We start from the raw sequence: 18146 nt of genomic DNA on the forward strand, positions 1-18146 counted from the left end.
TCCACTGTGCCCGTGGCACCGAGCGGGAGTCTCGTGACGATGACGCACGCCACGGCAACCATCGGGTGATGTGCGCGTCTTGAAGCGCATGACGCAGATGTGGCAAGGGCGAACCGTGCTGCTGAGTCTCGTGGTGGGGCTCGCGACTGGCGTGCTGCTGACCGTGCTGGCCGTGCCGGCGCTCAAGTACGAGATCGCCGACCACGCCAACCTCGCCACCCGCATCCTGGCCTACGGCTTCCTGCTGGTGCCGATCGCCGTGTTCACGGTCCTCAAGAGCCCGTTCCCGGTCACGCACACGACCGGGCTGGTGGCCGGGGCGACCGCGGTGCTCGCGACGACGGCGCAGACCTACACCGGCACGCCCCTGCCGTACATGTGGCTCGCGGCGGCGACCCTGTTCGGGTGCGCCGCCGCGAGGATCATGAAGAACGAACGGGTTACCGCTACGCCTTGACCTTCTCCGGCTCGTCGGAGACGTCGTCCGAGTTGAGCGAGTCGAGCAGGATGTCGCGCTCGGTCGACGGCTCCTTCTTCAGGAAGCCGATCGCCAGGTAGAGCACCAGCGACAGCAGCAGCGGCCACGACACGAGCACGCCCTTGGTGACCCAGGCGGCCTTGTTCATCTGCTCGATGTACAGGAACGCCCACATGCCGAGGCCACCGACGACGGAGGCGATCGCCGCGGTGGAGCCGACCTTGCGGAACCACGGCAGCAGGCCGAGCATCAACGGGATCGCGATCGGGCCCATCGTGGCGGCGACCAGGTCGACCACGACCTTGAGCACGAAGCCCTGACCGCCGGACGCGATCGCGATGATCATGCTGACGCCGATGAAGGTGAACGTCGTGACGCGGGCCAGCAGCAGCTGGTTGTCCGCCGAGAACGCCTTCACCTTCTTCCAGATGTGCGGCAGCATGTCGCGGTTGATCACGGCGGCGATGACGTTCGCGTCGGACGACACCATGGCCATGGTGTGCGAGAAGAAGCCGGCCAGGACCAGGCCGATCATGCCCGCGGGCAGCATCTGCTTGCCCATCTCGATGTACGCGTTCTCCGCCTGCGCTCCCTCGAGGCCCGGCACGATCAGCGGCGCCGCCCACATCGGGAAGAACAGCACGAGCGGCCACACCAGCCAGAGCGCGGACGACAGCAGTGCGGACCGCTTGGCCGCGAAGCCGGACGGCGCGGCCATGTAGCGCTGCGCCAGGTTCCACATGCCGCCGTTGTACTCGAGCGTCTTGATCAGGAACAGCGCCATGAGGAACGTCGACGTGTACGGGCCGGCCAGCGGGTCGCTGTGGCTGTCCGGGAGCTTGTCCCAGATCGTCGCGGGGAAGTCCCAGCCGAGGCGGCCGGCGACGGCGAAGAACATCGCGAAGCCCGCGGCCGCCTGGATGACGAACTGGCCGAAGTCGGTGAGCGCGTCGGCCCAGAGGCCGCCGAGCACGGAGTAGACCATCGTGACCAGGCCGATGATGATGATGCCCCAGGTGATCGGGACACCCGCGAACCCGCGGAGCAGGATCGAGACGGCCGCCCACTTGGCGGCGATGTCGACGACCTTGAGCAGAGCACCCGCGTAGGCCATGACCTGCTGGGTCGGCAGGTTGTAGCGCTTGGCCAGGTACTCGAGCGGCGACTTGACGTCGTGCTTCGCCCGCAACCGGTTCCAGCGCGGCGCGAACAGGAACGCACCGATGCCGACGCCGATGCCGATCGTCAGCGACCACCACACGTAGACCGTGAGGCCGAGCCGGTACGCCTCAGACGCGAACGCGACGAACATGACCGCGCTGTAGCCCGACATGTGGTGCGAGATGCCGGACAACCACCACGGCATCTTGCCGCCTGCGGTGAAGAAGTCGGCGATGTTCAGGACGCGCCTACGTGACCAGAGTCCGATCGCGACCATCACGAAGAAGTAGCCGACGACCACGACCCAATCGAGGGTGCCCATGTGACCTCCTTGCGTGCACACACGTGTGCCCGCGAGAGCACCAGGCCTCATGGCGGCGGAACCTGGCACATCCGCACGGGATATGTGACGTAGGTCTTACGAGACTGTTGCCCCGTGACGGAAGACCTTCAGCGGTCTTGAATCACATTCGTGACCCTTGTTCATCCACGTGAACCTGCTATTCCGCGTCACACGTCCAGGGGAACCACGTCTCACCTCCAGAAGCACGAACGGAGGTGTTGATGCTCCCGCCCAGCCGGCCTGCCCCCGGCGTCGCGCTGATCGACCCCGTGCCGCTGTACCGCGAAGGCCTTTCCGCACTGGTCAAGCGGACCCCCGGTCTGCGCTGGCTCGGCTCGACGGGCGACCTGCACGCCGCTGTTCGCCTGCACGAACGCCTGCGGCCCGACGTGCTGCTCGTCGACTCCGTGCTCGACCCGGTCGGCCACCTGGCCCGGCTGCTGGTCGAACGCGACCCGCGCCTGCTGGTCATCGGCCTGGTTCGCGACGCCCACTCGCACGCGAACTACGTGACGAGCGCGTTAGAGGCAGGAGTCCGCGGCGTCGTGCCACGGTCCGCCCAGCCCGAGCAGATCGTCCGGGTCATCGCCGAAACGTGCCGGTCACGCGGCTATGTGCATCCCGACCTGCGCCCGCGCGAACGGCCGACGCTCAGCCGGCGCGAGTACGAGGTGCTCACGCTCATCGCGGACGGCCTGGAGAACCAGCAGGTCGCCGACGAGCTCATCGTGTCCGTGGAAACCGTGCGCACCCACGTGAAGGGCATCCTCCGCAAGCTGAGCGCGCGCGACCGGACGCACGCGGTCTCGCTCGCCTACCGGTCAGGCCTGCTGATCGGCCGACCAGCCGTGCTCGAGTAACCCGAACAACGCCTCAGCGGCCTGCTCCCGGTCCTGGCGCCCGAAGATCACGTCACGGGACTCGAGCGCGAACCGGGCCAGCCCCGCGCACCTGACGTCGTCCGGCGGCGCACCGATCTCCTCGGCGATGGCGCGGGCCAGCGCCGTCTCGTGCCGGATCCACATCGTGCGCTGATACGCGCGCAACGACGGCGTGCTCTCGACGAGCTCGATGAACGGCTGGAACAGCGGGTGGTCGGCGTGCCCTGCCGCCATGCCCGCGAAGTGCTCCTTCAACGCCTGCGGGATCGATCGGCCCTGCCGGTTCCGCACCGCGTCCACCAGCGCGGACTCCATCTCCTCGTCCTCGTCGAAGAGCAGCGCCTCCTTGCTGGGGAAGTGCTTGAACAGCGTCGTCACCGACACGTCCGCACGATCGGCGATCTCCTTCACGCCCACGTCGTCGAACCCGCGCGCCATGAACAGCTCCAGCGCCGCGTCGGCGATCGACTGGCGGGTCTGCAGCTTCTTGCGCTCACGGCGGCCGAGTTCGGTCACGACCAGGATCCTACCGTGCGAGTTGAGCCACTTCAAAAGTGTAGTCATTGTACTTTTTTAGTCGATACGGTTTCATCGAAGACATGACCACACCACGCATCGCCATCGCAGGGGCCGGCCTCGGCGGCCTCACCTGCGCCCGCGTTCTCCAGCTGCACGGCTTCGACAACGTCACCGTCTTCGAGCGGGAGAGCTCTCCGGAGGCCCGCCAGCAGGGCGGAACGATCGACCTGCACGCGGACAGCGGCCAGGAGGCCATCCGCGCCGCCGGCCTGTTCGACGAGTGGCGCGCGCTCGCCCGGTTCGAGGGCCAGGAGCAGCGCAAGCTCGACCACGCCACGGCGGCGTTGATCGAGCACGAACCGCCGGTGGGCGACTTCCGACCGGAGATCGACCGCGGCCAGCTCCGTCAGCTCCTGCTCGACTCGCTCGCGCCCGGAACCGTCAGCTGGGGCCTCGGCATCGACACGGCGAAACCGGGCGAGATCACGTTCCTCGACGGCTCGACCGCCGAGTTCGACCTGGTCATCGGCGCGGACGGCGCCTGGTCACGGGTGCGCCCCGCCCTCTCGCCCGCTCTGCCGCAGTACACCGGGGTGATGTTCATCGAGACCCGGCACGACAACGACCCGGAGCTGCTCGACCTGACCGGCGGCGGCACGATGGTCGCCGACGATCCGGGCCTGATGCTCTGGGCTCAGCGCAACAGCGGCAATCACATCCGCGCGTACGCGTGCATGCGCGCGCGTGAGGATTGGAGGCCCTCCAACGCCGAGCTGCTGGAGCTGTACGCGGACTGGCACCCGTCGTTGCGGAGGTTCCTCGCCGGCGAACTGATCCACCGGCCGCTGTACGCACTGCCTGCGCCTCACACGTGGGAGCACACGCCGGGCGTGACGCTGCTGGGCGATGCGGCCCACCTGATGCCGCCGCTGGGCGTCGGTGCGAACCTCGCGATGGAGGACGCGGCCGATCTCGCGCTCGCGATCGCGAAGGACGGTGTCCGAGACGGGGTGCGGGCCTACGAATCTGTCATGTTGCCGCGCGCGATCGACGCGCAGGAGCGCACGAACGCGGGACTTCTGGACATGGTCCCGGCCCGTCCGATACACGTCTGACCCGTACTCATGCCTGATTCAGGCGTGTCGGCGCAGTGTCTGGTTCGCCACCAGTGGGTGGTCGCTCTTGCCGGGGTTACTGTCGAGTAATACTCTGTTGTTACCGGTCAGTAGGCGACCCCGCCGCGACCCTGAGGAGTGAGCTGACGAGATGGGCCACTACAAGAGCAACGTCCGGGATCTCGAATTCAACCTGTTCGAGGTCTTCAACGTGCAGGACCACCTCGGCAAGGGGCCGTTCGAGCAGTCCGACGAGGACACCGCGCGCGGCGTTCTGTCCGAGATGAAGACCCTGGCGGAGGGTCCCCTCGCGGACTCGTTCGCCGACGCCGACCGGAACCCGCCGAAGTACGACCCGGCCACGTTCTCCGCGACCCTGCCGGAGTCGCTGAAGAAGTCGTACCAGGCGATCTGGGACGGCGAGTGGTACCGCATGTTCCTGCCAGAGGCGCTGGGCGGCTTCGGCACGCCGCCGTCGGTCGCGTGGGCCGCGTCCGAGATGATCCTCGGCGCCAACCCGCCGATCTACATGTACCTGGCGGGCCCGAGCTTCGCGACTGTCGTCTACAACAACGGCACCGAGCGCGACCAGCACTGGGCTCAGCTGATGATCGACCGCGGCTGGGGCGCCACGATGGTGCTGACCGAGCCGGACGCCGGTTCGGACGTCGGCGCCGGTCGCACCAAGGCGATCAAGCAGGACGACGGCTCCTGGCACATCGAGGGCGTGAAGCGCTTCATCACGTCCGGTGACCAGGACCTGACCGAGAACATCATGCACATGGTGCTGGCCCGTCCCGAGGGCGAAGGCATCGAGGCCAAGGCGGGCACCAAGGGCCTGTCGCTGTTCCTCGTGCCGAAGTTCCACTTCGACCCGCAGACCGGTGAGCTGGGCGAGCGCAACGGCGCCTTCGTGACCAACGTCGAGCACAAGATGGGCATCAAGGCGTCCACCACGTGCGAGCTGACGTTCGGCCAGCACGGCGTTCCCGCCAAGGGCTGGCTGCTCGGCGAGGTGCACGACGGCATCGCGCAGATGTTCGACGTCATCGAGTACGCCCGCATGATGGTCGGCACCAAGGCCATCGCGACGCTGTCGACCGGCTACCTGAACGCGCTGTCCTACGCCAAGGAGCGCGTCCAGTCCGCCGACCTGACGCGGATGACGGACAAGACCGCCCCGCGCGTCACCATCACCAACCACCCGGACGTCCGCCGCAGCCTGATGCTGCAGAAGGCGTACGCCGAGGGCCTGCGCGCCGTGTACCTGTACACCGCGACGTTCCAGGACAAGGTGATGCTCGGCGGCGACGACGCCAAGCTCGCGGCCGCGGTCAACGACCTGCTGCTGCCGATCGTCAAGGGTGTCGGCTCGGAGCGCGCGTACGAGCAGCTGGCGCAGTCGCTGCAGACCCTGGGCGGCTCGGGCTTCCTGCAGGAGTACCCGATCGAGCAGTACATCCGCGACTCGAAGATCGACTCGCTGTACGAGGGCACCACGGCCATCCAGTCGCTGGACTTCTTCTTCCGGAAGATCATCCGTGACAAGGGCCAGGCGCTCGCGTTCATCAACGGCGAGATCCAGTCCTTCCTCGACAACGAGGGCGGCAACGGTCGTCTGAAGGAGGAGCGCGCGCTGCTCAAGCAGGGTCTCGAGGACCTGCAGGGCATGCTCGGCTCGCTGGTCGGCTTCCTGACCACCTCGCAGGAGGACGTCCGCAACCTCTACAAGGTCGGACAGAACTCGGTCCGCCTGCTGATGACCGCGGGTGACGTGCTCGTCGGCTGGCTGCTGCTGCGCCAGGCCGAGGTCGCGCTGCAGAAGCTCGACGGCGCCTCCGCCAAGGACAAGTCCTTCTACGAGGGCAAGATCGCCGTGGCGTCGTTCTTCGCGAAGAACGTGCTGCCGGAGCTCACCGCCCGCCGCAAGATCGCGGAGTCCACGGACAACGCGCTGATGGACATCGACGAGAGCGCCTTCTAGACCGCCTCGTCAGAACGACGGGTCCCGCACCTCCTGCCCGAGGTGCGGGACCCGTTTTCTGTTGTCAGCCCTTGAGTGCGCGTGCGGCGACGAAGCAGTAGACGCCGAACGCGGCGATGCCGATCGCGACCGCGCTGAGCAGGAACATGCCATAAGGCTGTGCTGCCAGCGTTTTCAGCGCCTTGTCCATGCCGCCGGACTGCTCGGGGTCCGCGGTGATGGCGGCGAGTCCGATGAGGACACCGATCACGCCGTACGCGACTCCCTTGCCGATCCAGCCGATTCGGCCGACGGGTTCGATCCACGACGGCGCACGGCTCATGTCGAGGTCCTTCTCGAAGGACTTCTTGATGCCCTTGTAGATGATCACGCCCGCGGTGATGATCACGCCGATGGCGATCGCGCCGACGATGAGCTGGCCACCAGGCAGCCCGAGGACCTGCGCCGTGAGTTCTTGCTGCTTCTCGGTCTGGTCGCCCGCGCTGCCGCTCGTCGCGTACTTGAAGGCACCGAGCGCGATACCGGTCGCGGTGATCGCACGGGCCGCGGAGCCGATGCGCTTGGAGATGCGCTTGCGCTTCTTCGGCACGTACGTGTAGCCGACGAAGGCGAGAAGCGCCTGCCACAGCGCGAAGAACAGGAGCCCGATCCCGAGCGTCCACAACAGCCAGGCGCCGGCTTGCGCGATGTCGCTGACCGCGCCTTTCGAGTCGGCCTGTTCGGAGTCGCCGAACGCTACCTGGATCGCGAGCCACGCCACCAGGACGTGCACGACCCCGTACAGCACCATTCCCGCGCGCCCCAGCGTCTGGACGACAGGGTGTCTTCGCGCCTCATTCGCAACAGTGGCCACGAACGGGTGAATACCCGCGCGTGGCCACTGTGAACCGAGGTTTGTCTCAGCCGCCTGCCGGCGGCTCGCAGACGATCTTGAACTGCGGGTCGTAGCGAACCGTGCGCGACTCGCTGCGGGACTGGCCGGTGCGGCGGTCCTTGATCGTGCGGGTGTCCGTCACCGAGAAGCCCGGAGCGCCGTTGCTCGGCGAGCACCCGGCCTTGCTGACCTTCTTCTCCTGCGGCTGGGTCGGGTTGAACTCGCCGCTGGTGGAGCCGCTGACGTCGTAGTTCTTGGTGCCCCAGAGCCTGATCGTGATCGTCGAGCCGGTCCAGATCGTCTGGATGGCGACGCCCGTGTCGTCCGGGTTCGTGAACGCGATGTCGATCAGGCTGTTGCCGTTGGTGTCCATGAACACCGTGGCTTCCCGGCCCTTCGGGTACCGCGTGATCCAGTAGCTGTGCTCCCGGTGGCCCGCGTCCTTCATACCCGCGATGTAGGACGCGTTGTAGAGCGTGGTCGCGAACTGCGAGATGCCACCACCGACCGCCTTGTCCGGGATGCCGTCGTTGATGATGCCCGCCTCCACGTAGCCCTGCGCGGTGCCGCGGGGGCCGGTGTACTTGTTGAGGCTGAACGTCTCGTGCGGCTTCACGATCGCGCCGTTGACCTTCTCGGCCACGACCCGGATGTTGACGCCCGAGGCAGCGGCGAAGCCACCGGTCTGGAACTCGCCGATGACCTCCTTGATGCCCATCTTGTTCGCCTGCTCGGTGGTGACCTTGGCGGGCGTGTGCTTGTACTCGAACTTGACCTCGCGGGCGTCCGACTTCTGCAGTGTGTCGAAGTACGGCTGGAGGTTCTTGTCCCAGTCGAGGTCGAGGCCGTCGACCGACTCCTTGACGGTCGGCTTGCCGCCCTCGAAGACGATCTCGGCGTCCTTGCCCTGTTTGACCGTGTCCTTGAGCTGCGGGCCGACGGCCTCGGCGAGCTTGTCCTTGTTCGGCTTGACGTTCAGCGCGCCGCCGTCGCCCGGCTCGAAAGCCAGCGTGCCGGCGATCTGCTCGGGCGTGAGGTTCGCGTCCTTGCCCTCGCCCTTGATCTTGACCGGGCCGGACACCGCGGCCTTCACGACGTCGTTGAGCGCCTTCTCGACGCCCTCCTTGGTCGTCTTGACCGGGGTGAAGTCCATCGGGACCTCGACCGGGCTGCCGGACGCCCAGTTGGAGACGACGGCGCCGACGGCCTGCTCGGCCTTCAGCTTCTGGCCGTCGTGCGGCTCGACGGCGACCGGGGTGGCGCCCTCGAACTTGATGGTGCCCTCAATCGGCTCGTGGTCGGTCTTCGGCCGCAGGGCCTCCAGCGCGCCGCCGACCTTCTCGTCGTCGCCCTTCGTCGCGACACCGACCTCGCGGCTGGTGAAGAACGAGGTCACGCGCGTGACGGGGCTGAGCGGCTGGCTGCCGGCACGATCGATCGTGGCGTTCCAGTCGAGCTCCAGACCCGCTGCCTTCGGGTCGAGCTCGGCCGTGACGTCGCCGGCCTTGAGCGCGACCGGCTTGCTCAGGCGCGGGCCGATCTCGTCGCGGAGCTTCTTCTCGGCGTCGCTGTGGCTCAGGCCGCCTACGTCGACGCCCGCCACGGTCACGCCGCGCGGCACGTTGCCGCTGGACACGAGGATGTCGAGGCCGTAGAGCAGGCCGAACGCGCCGACGACGGCCGCGGCCACGACCAGGGCCTTCTTCTTGCTGTTCTTCGGCTGCTCGTCGTCCTCGCCCGGTTCGATCATCACGGGTCCGTAGACACCGGAGTCCTCCGGCTTCGGCAGCGGCGCCACCGGCCGCATGTACTCGGTGGCGTCCTCGCTGGCGGGAAAGCCGACGCCCGGCACTGCCGCGCTGATGGTCGGCTCGTTGTCCGGTTCCTCGGACGGCCACGCGTCGGTCGGCGCGGCGGCGCTCACGGGCGCGATCTTCGTCGTCTGCTCGGAGGCGGTGCCTCCGGGGTTGACCGGCGGCATCGCTCTCGTCTTGTCAGCGTCGTACGGCACAGCTCTCCCCGTTGCCCTGTCTCTGAACTGAGGCGGCGTATACGTGTGTAGCTATCAGGCCAAAATCACGAACCGGCGGCTCACAGGTACAGACCAGTACCGTGCTCGGTGAGTTCGCTGGCAACAGCGTGCAGATCGCGTTCCCTCATCACGAGATACGTGGCGCCCTGCACCTCGACCTCAAGCTGATCTTCCGGGTTGAACAGCACCCGGTCGCCGACCTTCACGTGCCGCACGCTCGTACCCACTCCGAACACGCTGCCCCACGCCAACCGCTTGGCCACGCTGGCCGTGGCGGGGATCACGATGCCTCCGCTGGAACGCCGTTCGCCGTCCTCCGGCGAGATGCGGACCATGACGCGGTCGTACAGCATCTGGATCTCGAGCTTGACATCAGGCACCCGCAGAGTCTACGTGCCCGCCGGGGGTGCCTCGTCCATGCCGCCCATGAGCAGTGGCAGCCGCGCAGGTCCATCGGTGACCACTCGAACCGGCACACCCCAGTCCTGCCTGGTCAAACGGCACACCGGGTGTTCGTCGGCAGGATCGTCACTGCAACTGGCGGCCTGCGCCACGACGTGCAGAACCCCGTTCGTGACCTGATCGTTGATCCGCAACGCGCGTACCAGTCCGGTGCTGACGCCGGCGCCTTCCAAGATCAGGTTTTCCGGCGAGCTGGTGATCTCCAGCCGGGTGCTCGGCCCGTACCTCTCGTCCAGTTTGGTGCCGGTCGGCGGGGTGAAGATGACGGCCAGCTCCAGTTCGCCGGACGCGATGTCGGTGCTCGGGCGCTTGACCGCGTGCTCCTGGCCGTCGATCTTCGTGGCGGCCGCCGAGAAGCGTTCGAGCCGGTGGGCGGCGCTGGCCACGACCACCAGCTCGTTGTCGATCTGGAGGGCGTCGGACGGTTCGGCGATGTCCGTCGCGATGGTGGTCAGCGTGTTGGTCTCGGGGTCGTATCGCCTGATGGCGTTGTTGTAGGTGTCCGAGATGGCGACGGAGTGGTCGTTCAGGACCGTGACGCCGAGCGGGTGCTGGAGGAGGGCTTCCTCGGCGGTTCCGTCCTTGTGGCCGAACGCGAACAGCCCCTTGCCGATGACCGTGTGGATCTCGCCGTTCTCGAGGTAGCGCAGTGCTGACGTCTCCGAGTCGACCATCCAGAGCCTCTGCCCGTCTGCTGCGAGACCGGACGTCTGCGCGAAGAACGCCCCTTCTTTCGGCCCGTCGTTGATGCCTTCGACGGTGGTGCCGGCGAGCCTGCTGGTCGTGTTGGTCTCGGGGTCGAAGAAGCCGAGCGTGTGGTTGCCGGCCATGGCGATGGCGACGCCGCCGTTCCACCACGCGACGTCCCACGGGCTGGTCAGGTCGATCTTGTCGGCCGGCCCGTCGGTCTCGCCGTCACGCCACTGCTCACCGGTGCCGGCGATCGTGGTGACCTCGCCGGTGTTGAGGTCGAGGCCCCTGAGCAGGTGGTTGACGGTGTCCGCGATGACGACGTCGTAGCCGTGGGTGTTGGGGACTCGGGTGAGGCCGGCGGGCTCGGAGAAGGTGGGGTTCAGGCCGTCTTGCCTGCCCCGTTCACCGGTGCCGATGCGGCGGATGACGGTCTCACCGTCGGCTTCGAGCTCGACGATGCTGTGGTGCGCCGAGTCGCTGACCAGGATCGTGTTGCTCGGCGTGACGATCGCCTTCGCCGGGAACCTGAGCGTGGTGTTCTCCGGTGCCGGGGCGACGTACGGGCCGGTGCCGCGGTGCAGCGTGCCCTTTTCCTCGTGCTCCCGCGTGAGTTCCCTGATGATCGAGTTCAGCGCCTCGACATGGCCCTCACCTGCGGCGACGTGGACGATGTAGCCCTCGGGGTCGATGAGGACGAGCGTGGGCCAGGCCTTGACGGCGTAGTTCTGCCACGTCGTCAGCTCGGGGTCGTCCAGGACCGGGTGATGCACCTCGTAGCGCTCGACGGCCGCCTTGAGCGCGTCGGCGTCGGCCTCGTGGACGAACTTCGGCGAGTGGACACCGATGGTGACGAGGACGTCCTCGTGTTCCTTCTCGAGAGGCCGCAGTTCGTCGAGGACGTGCAGGCAGTTGATGCAGCAGAACGTCCAGAAGTCGAGCAGCACGATCTTGCCGCGGAGGTGTTTCAGGCTGACCTGTTCGCCACCGGTGTTGAGCCAGCCGCGTCCGACCAGCTCAGGGGCGCGGACACGGGCACGGCGCTTCACAGTCGTCACGTCCCGATCCAACACTGTGGAACGGCATGTCCATTCCACTGCCCATCATGTGGACGAGGCCGCCAGTGCCGGCTCTGAGCGCGGACACCGAAATCCGATCGAGCCGCGGGCTCGGCCGCAATACCTTCTGACAGATGGGAGAGACATCAGAGGAGCTCAGACGCAAGGGCTTCGAACACGTCCACATCGAGCACACACGCATCGACGGCCCGATGCTCGGCATCGCCGATGTCGACGGGGTGCCGCACTACTTCCGGCGCCACGACCTCTCCGACGAGTACGTCTACTCGGTGTGGCCGGTGGACGACGAGACGTTCGCGCTGGAGCGGGAGCACTGGCGGATCACCCTCGCCGGGAACGAGGGCACGCCGGCCACCCATCCCGCTCGTGGTGGGATCGACGCGCGGTACGACGAGCTGACCGCGTTGCTCGAGCCTCGCCGGATGCCGCCCGAAGGCGCGCGACTGGTGAAGGGCGAATGGTCCTGGGCCGAGGACCTGGAAGTGCGCTACCACCTGGGCGGCACCGACTACCTCGTCCGTTGGAGCGAAGGTTGACCGGAACCCGCCGGTAGCCCGCATCATGGAAGGCAACCGCCCACCTGAACCTTTGCGCTGTGTTTGGCGTAGAGGACCCCGGGAGGTGCGTGATGGTGGAGTACCTGGTGGTCGGCGCGGGTCCGGCGGGCCTGCAGATGGGGCGCTTCCTGCACGAGGCGGGCCGCGACTACGTGATCGCGGAGGCCGGGCCGGAGCCGGCCGGGTTCTTCCGCGAGTTTCCGAGGCACCGGGTGCTTTCCACGGACGACAACTCGCTGTTCGACGGGGTGCCGTTCGCGCGGTACAGCAAGCGGGCGTTTCCCGGCGCGGACGATCTGGTGCGGTACCTGGAGGACTTCGCGCGGCCGCTGAACGTCCGGTACAACACGCGGATCAGCGACTTCGGCCAGGCGCGGCACGTCATCCTCGCCACCGGCAAGAAGCCTTACGTGCCAAGCATTCCCGGGATCGAACTAGCTGAGACGTATGCGAGTGCCAGCACTGATCCGACCGAGTACGCCGGGAAGCGGGTGCTCATCATCGGGCGGGGGCACAGCGCGTTCGAGACGGCCGACAACATCGCGGGCACGGCGCGGCTCACGCACACGGTCGGGCGGACCGTGCAGCGGATCGCCAAGGACGGCAACGAGTTCGTGGCGACGATCGACGGCACCGGGGAGTTGCGGTACGACAAGGTGATCGTCTGTGCGGGGTTCCGCAGGGACACGAGCCTCGACGTGCCGCACGCGCACACCATCACGGGCGACTCGATCAAGGCCATCCGGCATGCGGCCAGGGCGTTGCACAGGACGTTGGAGGCCACGCACCACGGAGTGCCGTGGCCGCATCGGAAACTGCGGAACCGGCCGGACTCACTGGCCGCGACCGTCGCGACCCGAGCGCGGCAGATACCCGAGGGGCTGGCGGATGTCGTTGTGCCGCAAGGGCAGCACGCTCTTCTCTACGACGAGATGCCGACGAGCGAGCGCAACGGGTTCGTCGTCACGCGCACGCAGGTCAGGCACTACCGCAAGAACGAGCTGATCGCCGTGGAACGCCGGTTGCACCGCAAGCCGCTGGAGAGGTTCTTCTCGCAGCAGCTCGCGGTGCCGTGCATTGCCTAGACGGGAAGCGTGCGCGCGAGGAACTGAGCAGTGCGATCCCAGGCGCGGCCGGCGGCGTCCTCGGCGTACCAGGGGCCGAGGTGGTTGAGGAACGCGTGGCCCGCGGGCTCCAGCGCGATCTCGGCGCCATCGTGCGACGCCACCGCGTCGACGACCTTCTGGTACCCGGTGATGAACGAGTCCTCGGTGCCGAAGTGGAACAGGATCGGGCAGGACACCTGGTCCAGCGTGGCGATCTGGTCCGGGACGCCCGAGCCGTAGAACGAGACGGCGGTGTCCGGGTCGGAACCGACGGCCGCCGCGTACGCGAGGGTGCCGCCGAGGCAGAAGCCGAGCACGCCGACGCCGCCGGTCACCTCGGGCAGGCCGCGCAGGTAGGCGACCGACTTGACGACGTCCTGCACCGCGAGCGGGAAGTCGAGCTTCTGCACGACCTCCATCGACTTCTGGATGCCCGCCTCGTCGTGCTCACCCACCCAGCCCGGCTCGAAGCGGTGGAACAGCTCGGGCACCGCCACGACGTAACCGAGCGCGGCGAGTTGCTCGGCGACGCCACGCAGGTACCCGTCCAGGCCGAAGATCTCCTGGATCAGCACGATGCCGGGGCCGGAACCGGACTCGGGCAGCCAAACCGGCAACGGCATGTCGTCAACACGATGGGTCATACCAAGATCCTGCCCGAGAGCCCGGTGAGACGTTCGGCCTCTGCCCACAAACGCGCGGCCACCGCCTTGTCCCGGCTGGAGCGCGGCAACGACACGCGCTTGGTCGCGCCGACGAGTCCCCAGCGCGGCCCGTAGTAGGCACCGGAGACCGCGGCGGGATCGGCTGCCGCGAACAGCAGAGGTTCGGAGCCCTGCTCGACACCCTGCGAGGGGACGATCTTCGAGACCAGCACCTCGAAGAACCCGGGACGGCCGTTCAGGTTCGGCCCCGAGGTCAACAGGTTCGTGCGGGTGTAACCGGGGTGCGCACCGGTCGACAGCAGAGACCAGCCCCGCTCGGCCGCGAGCTCGGCCAGGTGCGTCGTCAGCAGCAGGTCGGCCAGCTTGGACTGGGCATAGGCCCGCAGCGGGTTGTACTTCTCCTGCGACTGCAGGTCGTCGAAGTTGATCCGCCCGCCGTTCGCGGTGCCGCTGCTCATCGTGGCGACCCGAGGTGCGGGAGCGGCCAGCAGCAACGGCAGCAGCCTGACTGTCAGCGCGAACGGGCCGAGGAAGTTGCTGGCCAGCTGGAGCTCGAAGCCGTCGATGGTCTCCACCCGGTTGGGCACGTTCATCACACCGGCGTTGTTGACCAGCACGTCCAGCGGCCTGCCCTCCGCGATCAGGCCCTCGGCGAACGCGGCCACCGAACTCTGGTCCGCCAGATCCAGCTGACGAACCTCGACCGAAGCCCCTGGATGCGCGGCGAGGATCTCCGACTTCGCCTGCTCGCCCTTCTCCGGAGTGCGCACTGCGAGCACGACGACGGCCCCAGCCCCGGCAAGGCGAAGAGCCGTCTCCTTGCCGGTACCGCTGTTCGCGCCGGTGACGACGACGAGCTTTCCACGCTGGTCAGGAACCTGGTACATGGCGCAACTCCGTTACGGACCGTCGGTATCTTATGCCCCCAACATAACGGACCGTCGGTCTCTTAGTAAAGTACCGCTGGTCTGTAATATGGGCGACATGGTCTTCCAGCGAGCGCGCACCGACGAGCAGCGCACCGAGCGACGGCGGCAGATCCTCGACGCCGCGGCCGCGATGCTCACCGAGATGCCGGTCGCGCAGCTCAGTCTCAGCGCGCTCAGCCGCCGGGTCTGCCTGGCCAAGGCCAACGTGCTGCGCTACTTCGACTCGCGCGAGGCCGTGCTGCTGGAGCTGCTGGAAGCGGAGATGGCCGACTGGATCGCCGAGCTGGAACGCGCGGAGACGCCCAGTTCGGGGGACCTGCTGGCCGAACTCCTCGCTTCGACGCTGACCAGGCGACCCGTGCTGTGCGACCTGGCCAGCGCGCAGGCCGCCGTGCTGGAGCACAACATCTCGGCCGAGACGGCGACCCGCCACAAGTACGCCGCCAAGCAGTCTCTCGAAGATCTGGTCGCGATCGTCGCCCGGCACGTGCCCGAACTCGGCGACGACGACGCGATCACCTTCGTGCAGACCGTCATGCTGACCGCGATCGCCGCCTGGCCGTGCAGCCGGCCTCCGGAGGCGATTCTCAGTGCCTTCGCCGCCGACCCCGAGCTGGCCGCCCTGCGCATCGACTTCACCGACACCGTGCGCCGGACCGCCGAGGTGACCGTTTCCGGGCTTCTCGCCCGCCGGAAGTAACTCCTGCCCGATAATCGGCCGATGATCAGGCTGATCGCGACCGATCTCGACGGCACGTTGCTGCAGCCGGGCGGGGTGCTGAGCGACCGCACCCGCGCCGCGCTCGAGGCCGTCGACGCGGACGTCGTGATCGTCACCGCGCGGCCGCCGCGGTTCGTGCAGAACCTGGAGCTCACCGGCACGGCGATCTGCGCCAACGGAGCGTTGATCTACGACCTGGCCGGCAACGAGATCACGCACGCGCAAACCGTGCCGGCAGACGTCGTGCGGAAGGTGTCCGAGGCGCTCGCGGAGGTCATCCCGAACGTCACCATCGCGGTCGAGACCGGGCTGGAAACGTTGTCAGGACCTGGTTTCAAGGGGTTCGGGCCGAACAATCCACATCGGACACTCGAACTGCTCGACCACGTTTTCGAGCAGGCGCACCAGGTCGTGCAGATGCTGGCATGGGCGCCGGACGGCGAGGTCGACCACATGATGGAGATCGCCAGAGAGGCCGTCGGGCAGCACGTCACGGTCACGCACTCCGGTGGCACGGGCATGCTGGAGATCTGCCCGCCCGGCGTGTCGAAGGCAGCGACGCTCGAATCGTTGTGCCACACCAGAGGAATCGGCAAGCACGAGGTCATCGCGTTCGGGGACATGCCGAACGACCTGACGGTGCTCGGGTGGGCCGGCACCGCCTACGCGATGGGCAACGCGCACCCGCTCGTCAAACAGGCCTGCAGCAACCACGCGCCACCGAACACCGAGGACGGCGTGGCGCAGGTGCTCGAACGGCTCTTCCTGCTCTAGCGGCGCGGCACCGAGGTCGGGCCGGCCACCTCGGCACCCAACGCCGTCACCCGCCGCCGCAGCTCGCGGTCGGCGGTCACCACGGTCACCGAACGGCCGGCGCCCTCGGTTCGCACCACCTCGACGATCGTGTCGTCGCCATCGCCAGGCGCGGCGACGACACGGACGTCGTCGATCGAAGAAACGTTGCGCGCCTTGCCTTCCACGACCAGGACGACCTCCTCGTCGCGGCCCTGCAAGGCGTCGCGGAGGCGTTCGGCCGCGCCCGCCCGGTCGCGCCACCACCCGTCGGGCACCGAACCGACGACGTTGGCGGCATCGACCACGAGCAACGGCTTCACGCCTCCAGCGTGCCTCAGCCCCGGCGCGCTCGCAGCGCGTCCAGCGAGTCCGGGTCCGGACCGGCTTCCAGCGACAGCGCCGACGCGGACGTGGACGCACCGGCCCAGCGCTGCACGGCCGCGGTCGCCGCAGCCCGTTCCTTCTCCGGCAGCTTCGCGATGTTAGAGCCGTGGTTGCCGCCCGGCACCGCGAACGCCAGCGAGTCGCGCGTGCCCGGTCCGAGACGGAACGGCTCAGCGCTCCACGGGTCGTTCTGCCCGTACACGAACAGCAGCCGCGAGCCCTCGTACCGAACCCACCGGTCGACGTCCTTCATCGCGTACCGGTCGAACCGGGGGAACTCGATCTCGGCGGGCACCATCGTGCGCGGCACGCTGGAACCGGGGTAGCGCAACAGGTCGCGCACCGCGGACTCGTCGGCTTCTGGCCAGCCGAGCTGTGTGCCGGCCTGGTAGTAGTACGTGTCGTAGGGCGCGACACCGGCGTCGGTGTAGAAGTCCCAGCCGACGGTCTTGTCGATGAACGTCCAGAGGTCGTCGACCGAGGCACCCGCACCGGGCACGAGAGCGCACTGGTCCTGGGTGCCGTACTGCCAGAACGTGAACGGCGTGTCCAGCACCAGGACTTCGAGCGCCCGGTGTGCGCCGCCGAACTGCTTGTACGTGTAGCCCCTGGCTTCCAGGCGCTGCACGAGCGCGTCGCGGTTCTGCAGGAGCTGTCGCTGCACGCCCTCCAGCCGCCGGTTGCACGTCGGGTCGTTGCCGACGTTGCGGATGAACTCGCCGTAGACGTCGTGGTCGTTCACTACGTCGTTCGGCGCCACGTAAGCGATGGTCGCGTCGACGTCACGCGGGAAGAACCGCCGGTGGTAGATCGACGTCATACCGCCCTTGCTGGCACCGGTGGAGAGCCATTTCGCCCGGTAGATCCTCTTGAACGCCAGCACGATCCGGTGGTGGTCGCTGGCCGCCTGCCAGATGTTCAGGTCGTCCCAGTCGGCGGGCGCGGGGCGAGACGGCGTGAAGAACCGCTGCTCCACGCTCAGCTGGTTGCCGTCCACGAGCCGCGCGGGTTCGGACGCGCTGATCGTGCCGGACAGGTTGTAACCGCTGGTGTGCAGCACCATCGGCTTGGAATCGTCCTTGTGCAGCAACGAGAAGCGCTGCTCGAACTGCTGCCCGCGTGGCCTGCGGTGGTCCGCGGGCTGCTGGATGCCGAGCACGAACGTCCGCGCGGTGCCTGACGTTCCTTCGCTGATGATCCGGACGCCGGGCAGCGCGGCGATCCGGTCCTTGATGTCGGAGGGAGCCGCGGACGAGACCGCGGCCGTGGCCAGGACCTGTGTCGTTGCCAGGCCGAACGCCAGCAGGGAGCGTACGAGTCTGTTCACCCGGCCAAACTATTGAGCCCGCACGCCCCGCAGGACCGGCCGAT

The 18146-nt window shown here is 67.8% G+C and carries 18 protein-coding genes; 8 read left to right on the top strand and 10 right to left on the bottom strand.

Features of this window, described 5'->3' with window-relative positions:
• Positions 1-70: 70 nt before the first annotated feature.
• Positions 71-457, top strand: coding sequence for a hypothetical protein (locus UK23_RS14460; RefSeq protein WP_045312013.1), 387 nt, complete (start codon positions 71-73; stop codon positions 455-457).
• Here the strand turns inward: UK23_RS14460 and UK23_RS14465 are convergent.
• Positions 447-1961, bottom strand: coding sequence for a sodium:solute symporter family protein (locus tag UK23_RS14465; protein ID WP_045312014.1), 1515 nt, complete (start codon positions 1959-1961; stop codon positions 447-449). The genes UK23_RS14460 and UK23_RS14465 overlap by 11 nt on opposite strands.
• 242 nt (positions 1962-2203) lie before the next feature.
• Between UK23_RS14465 and UK23_RS14470 the strand changes: the two genes are divergently transcribed.
• The gene (locus tag UK23_RS14470) at positions 2204-2842 is read left to right on the top strand and encodes a response regulator transcription factor (protein WP_045312056.1); all 639 of its coding nucleotides are present in this window, start codon (positions 2204-2206) and stop codon (positions 2840-2842) included.
• On the opposite strand, the gene UK23_RS14475 is transcribed toward UK23_RS14470, so the two are convergent.
• Positions 2804-3379 carry a TetR/AcrR family transcriptional regulator gene (locus tag UK23_RS14475; RefSeq protein WP_196777738.1) on the bottom strand — a complete coding sequence of 192 codons (576 nt, stop codon included), beginning with the start codon at positions 3377-3379 and terminating at the stop codon, positions 2804-2806. The two genes, UK23_RS14470 and UK23_RS14475, sit on opposite strands and share 39 nt — an antisense overlap.
• 83 nt (positions 3380-3462) lie before the next feature.
• On the opposite strand from UK23_RS14475, the gene UK23_RS14480 reads away from it, so the two are divergent.
• Both UK23_RS14480 and UK23_RS14485 read left to right on the top strand, forming a co-directional pair.
• Positions 3463-4497: an FAD-dependent oxidoreductase gene (locus UK23_RS14480; protein ID WP_045312016.1), complete on the top strand. Its 1035-nt coding sequence runs from the start codon at positions 3463-3465 to the stop codon at positions 4495-4497.
• 151 nt (positions 4498-4648) lie between these two features.
• A complete protein-coding gene (locus tag UK23_RS14485) occupies positions 4649-6481 on the top strand; it encodes an acyl-CoA dehydrogenase (protein WP_045312017.1) in 1833 nt (610 codons plus the stop codon).
• Positions 6482-6545: 64 nt separating this feature from the next.
• On the opposite strand, the gene UK23_RS14490 is transcribed toward UK23_RS14485, so the two are convergent.
• The 4 genes from UK23_RS14490 to UK23_RS14505 form a co-directional block, all read right to left on the bottom strand.
• Positions 6546-7334, bottom strand: a complete 789-nt coding sequence (locus UK23_RS14490) for a DUF1206 domain-containing protein (RefSeq protein ID WP_045312018.1) — start codon at positions 7332-7334, stop codon at positions 6546-6548.
• 46 nt (positions 7335-7380) lie between these two features.
• On the bottom strand, positions 7381-9162 hold the full coding sequence (locus UK23_RS14495; protein ID WP_052684666.1) for a VanW family protein: 1782 nt from the start codon (positions 9160-9162) through the stop codon (positions 7381-7383).
• Positions 9163-9446: 284 nt separating this feature from the next.
• On the bottom strand, positions 9447-9740 hold the full coding sequence (locus UK23_RS14500; RefSeq protein ID WP_082114655.1) for a GroES family chaperonin: 294 nt from the start codon (positions 9738-9740) through the stop codon (positions 9447-9449).
• Positions 9741-9776: 36 nt separating this feature from the next.
• Entirely contained in the window at positions 9777-11597 is a 1821-nt protein-coding gene (locus UK23_RS14505; RefSeq protein ID WP_045312058.1) for an NHL domain-containing thioredoxin family protein, read from the bottom strand.
• 134 nt (positions 11598-11731) lie between these two features.
• Between UK23_RS14505 and UK23_RS14510 the strand changes: the two genes are divergently transcribed.
• Together UK23_RS14510 and UK23_RS14515 are read left to right on the top strand one after the other, a co-directional pair.
• Positions 11732-12154, top strand: coding sequence for a hypothetical protein (locus UK23_RS14510; protein WP_045312020.1), 423 nt, complete (start codon positions 11732-11734; stop codon positions 12152-12154).
• Positions 12155-12246: 92 nt separating this feature from the next.
• Positions 12247-13260, top strand: a complete 1014-nt coding sequence (locus UK23_RS14515) for an NAD(P)-binding domain-containing protein (protein WP_045312021.1) — start codon at positions 12247-12249, stop codon at positions 13258-13260.
• On the opposite strand, the gene UK23_RS14520 is transcribed toward UK23_RS14515, so the two are convergent.
• Positions 13257-13925, bottom strand: a complete 669-nt coding sequence (locus UK23_RS14520; RefSeq protein WP_045312022.1) for a dienelactone hydrolase family protein — start codon at positions 13923-13925, stop codon at positions 13257-13259. The two genes, UK23_RS14515 and UK23_RS14520, sit on opposite strands and share 4 nt — an antisense overlap.
• On the bottom strand, positions 13922-14833 hold the full coding sequence (locus tag UK23_RS14525; protein WP_045312023.1) for an SDR family oxidoreductase: 912 nt from the start codon (positions 14831-14833) through the stop codon (positions 13922-13924). Before UK23_RS14525 ends, UK23_RS14520 begins: the two co-directional genes overlap by 4 nt.
• Before the next feature lie 97 nt (positions 14834-14930).
• Here UK23_RS14525 and UK23_RS14530 point away from each other — a divergent pair, with 97 nt between their 5' ends.
• Together UK23_RS14530 and UK23_RS14535 are read left to right on the top strand one after the other, a co-directional pair.
• Positions 14931-15575, top strand: a complete 645-nt coding sequence (locus UK23_RS14530; protein WP_196777740.1) for a TetR/AcrR family transcriptional regulator — start codon at positions 14931-14933, stop codon at positions 15573-15575.
• A gap of 21 nt (positions 15576-15596) precedes the next feature.
• Entirely contained in the window at positions 15597-16370 is a 774-nt protein-coding gene (locus UK23_RS14535) for a Cof-type HAD-IIB family hydrolase (RefSeq protein WP_045312025.1), read from the top strand.
• On the opposite strand, the gene UK23_RS14540 is transcribed toward UK23_RS14535, so the two are convergent.
• Together UK23_RS14540 and UK23_RS14545 are read right to left on the bottom strand one after the other, a co-directional pair.
• Complete coding sequence (locus tag UK23_RS14540) at positions 16367-16711, bottom strand: hypothetical protein (RefSeq protein ID WP_045312026.1); 345 nt, start codon at positions 16709-16711, stop codon at positions 16367-16369. The genes UK23_RS14535 and UK23_RS14540 overlap by 4 nt on opposite strands.
• 14 nt (positions 16712-16725) lie before the next feature.
• Positions 16726-18102, bottom strand: coding sequence for a S28 family serine protease (locus UK23_RS14545; protein ID WP_082114652.1), 1377 nt, complete (start codon positions 18100-18102; stop codon positions 16726-16728).
• Between the last annotated feature and the right edge of the window lie 44 nt (positions 18103-18146).

The organism is Lentzea aerocolonigenes (assembly GCF_000955955.1).
Lineage (GTDB): Bacteria > Actinomycetota > Actinomycetes > Mycobacteriales > Pseudonocardiaceae > Lentzea > Lentzea aerocolonigenes_A.

Coding starts and splice junctions, on each gene's coding strand:
- UK23_RS14480 (WP_045312016.1), top strand. CDS start 3,463: ATGACCACACCACGCATCGCCATCGCAGGGGCCGGCCTCGGCGGCCTC.
- UK23_RS14495 (WP_052684666.1), bottom strand. CDS start 9,162: ATGCGGCCGGTGGCGCCGCTGCCGAAGCCGGAGGACTCCGGTGTCTAC.
- UK23_RS14500 (WP_082114655.1), bottom strand. CDS start 9,740: ATGCTGTACGACCGCGTCATGGTCCGCATCTCGCCGGAGGACGGCGAA.
- UK23_RS14535 (WP_045312025.1), top strand. CDS start 15,597: ATGATCAGGCTGATCGCGACCGATCTCGACGGCACGTTGCTGCAGCCG.
- UK23_RS14470 (WP_045312056.1), top strand. CDS start 2,204: ATGCTCCCGCCCAGCCGGCCTGCCCCCGGCGTCGCGCTGATCGACCCC.
- UK23_RS14465 (WP_045312014.1), bottom strand. CDS start 1,961: ATGGGCACCCTCGATTGGGTCGTGGTCGTCGGCTACTTCTTCGTGATG.
- UK23_RS14485 (WP_045312017.1), top strand. CDS start 4,649: ATGGGCCACTACAAGAGCAACGTCCGGGATCTCGAATTCAACCTGTTC.
- UK23_RS14530 (WP_196777740.1), top strand. CDS start 14,931: ATGGTCTTCCAGCGAGCGCGCACCGACGAGCAGCGCACCGAGCGACGG.
- UK23_RS14510 (WP_045312020.1), top strand. CDS start 11,732: ATGGGAGAGACATCAGAGGAGCTCAGACGCAAGGGCTTCGAACACGTC.
- UK23_RS14515 (WP_045312021.1), top strand. CDS start 12,247: ATGGTGGAGTACCTGGTGGTCGGCGCGGGTCCGGCGGGCCTGCAGATG.
- UK23_RS14520 (WP_045312022.1), bottom strand. CDS start 13,925: ATGACCCATCGTGTTGACGACATGCCGTTGCCGGTTTGGCTGCCCGAG.
- UK23_RS14525 (WP_045312023.1), bottom strand. CDS start 14,833: ATGTACCAGGTTCCTGACCAGCGTGGAAAGCTCGTCGTCGTCACCGGC.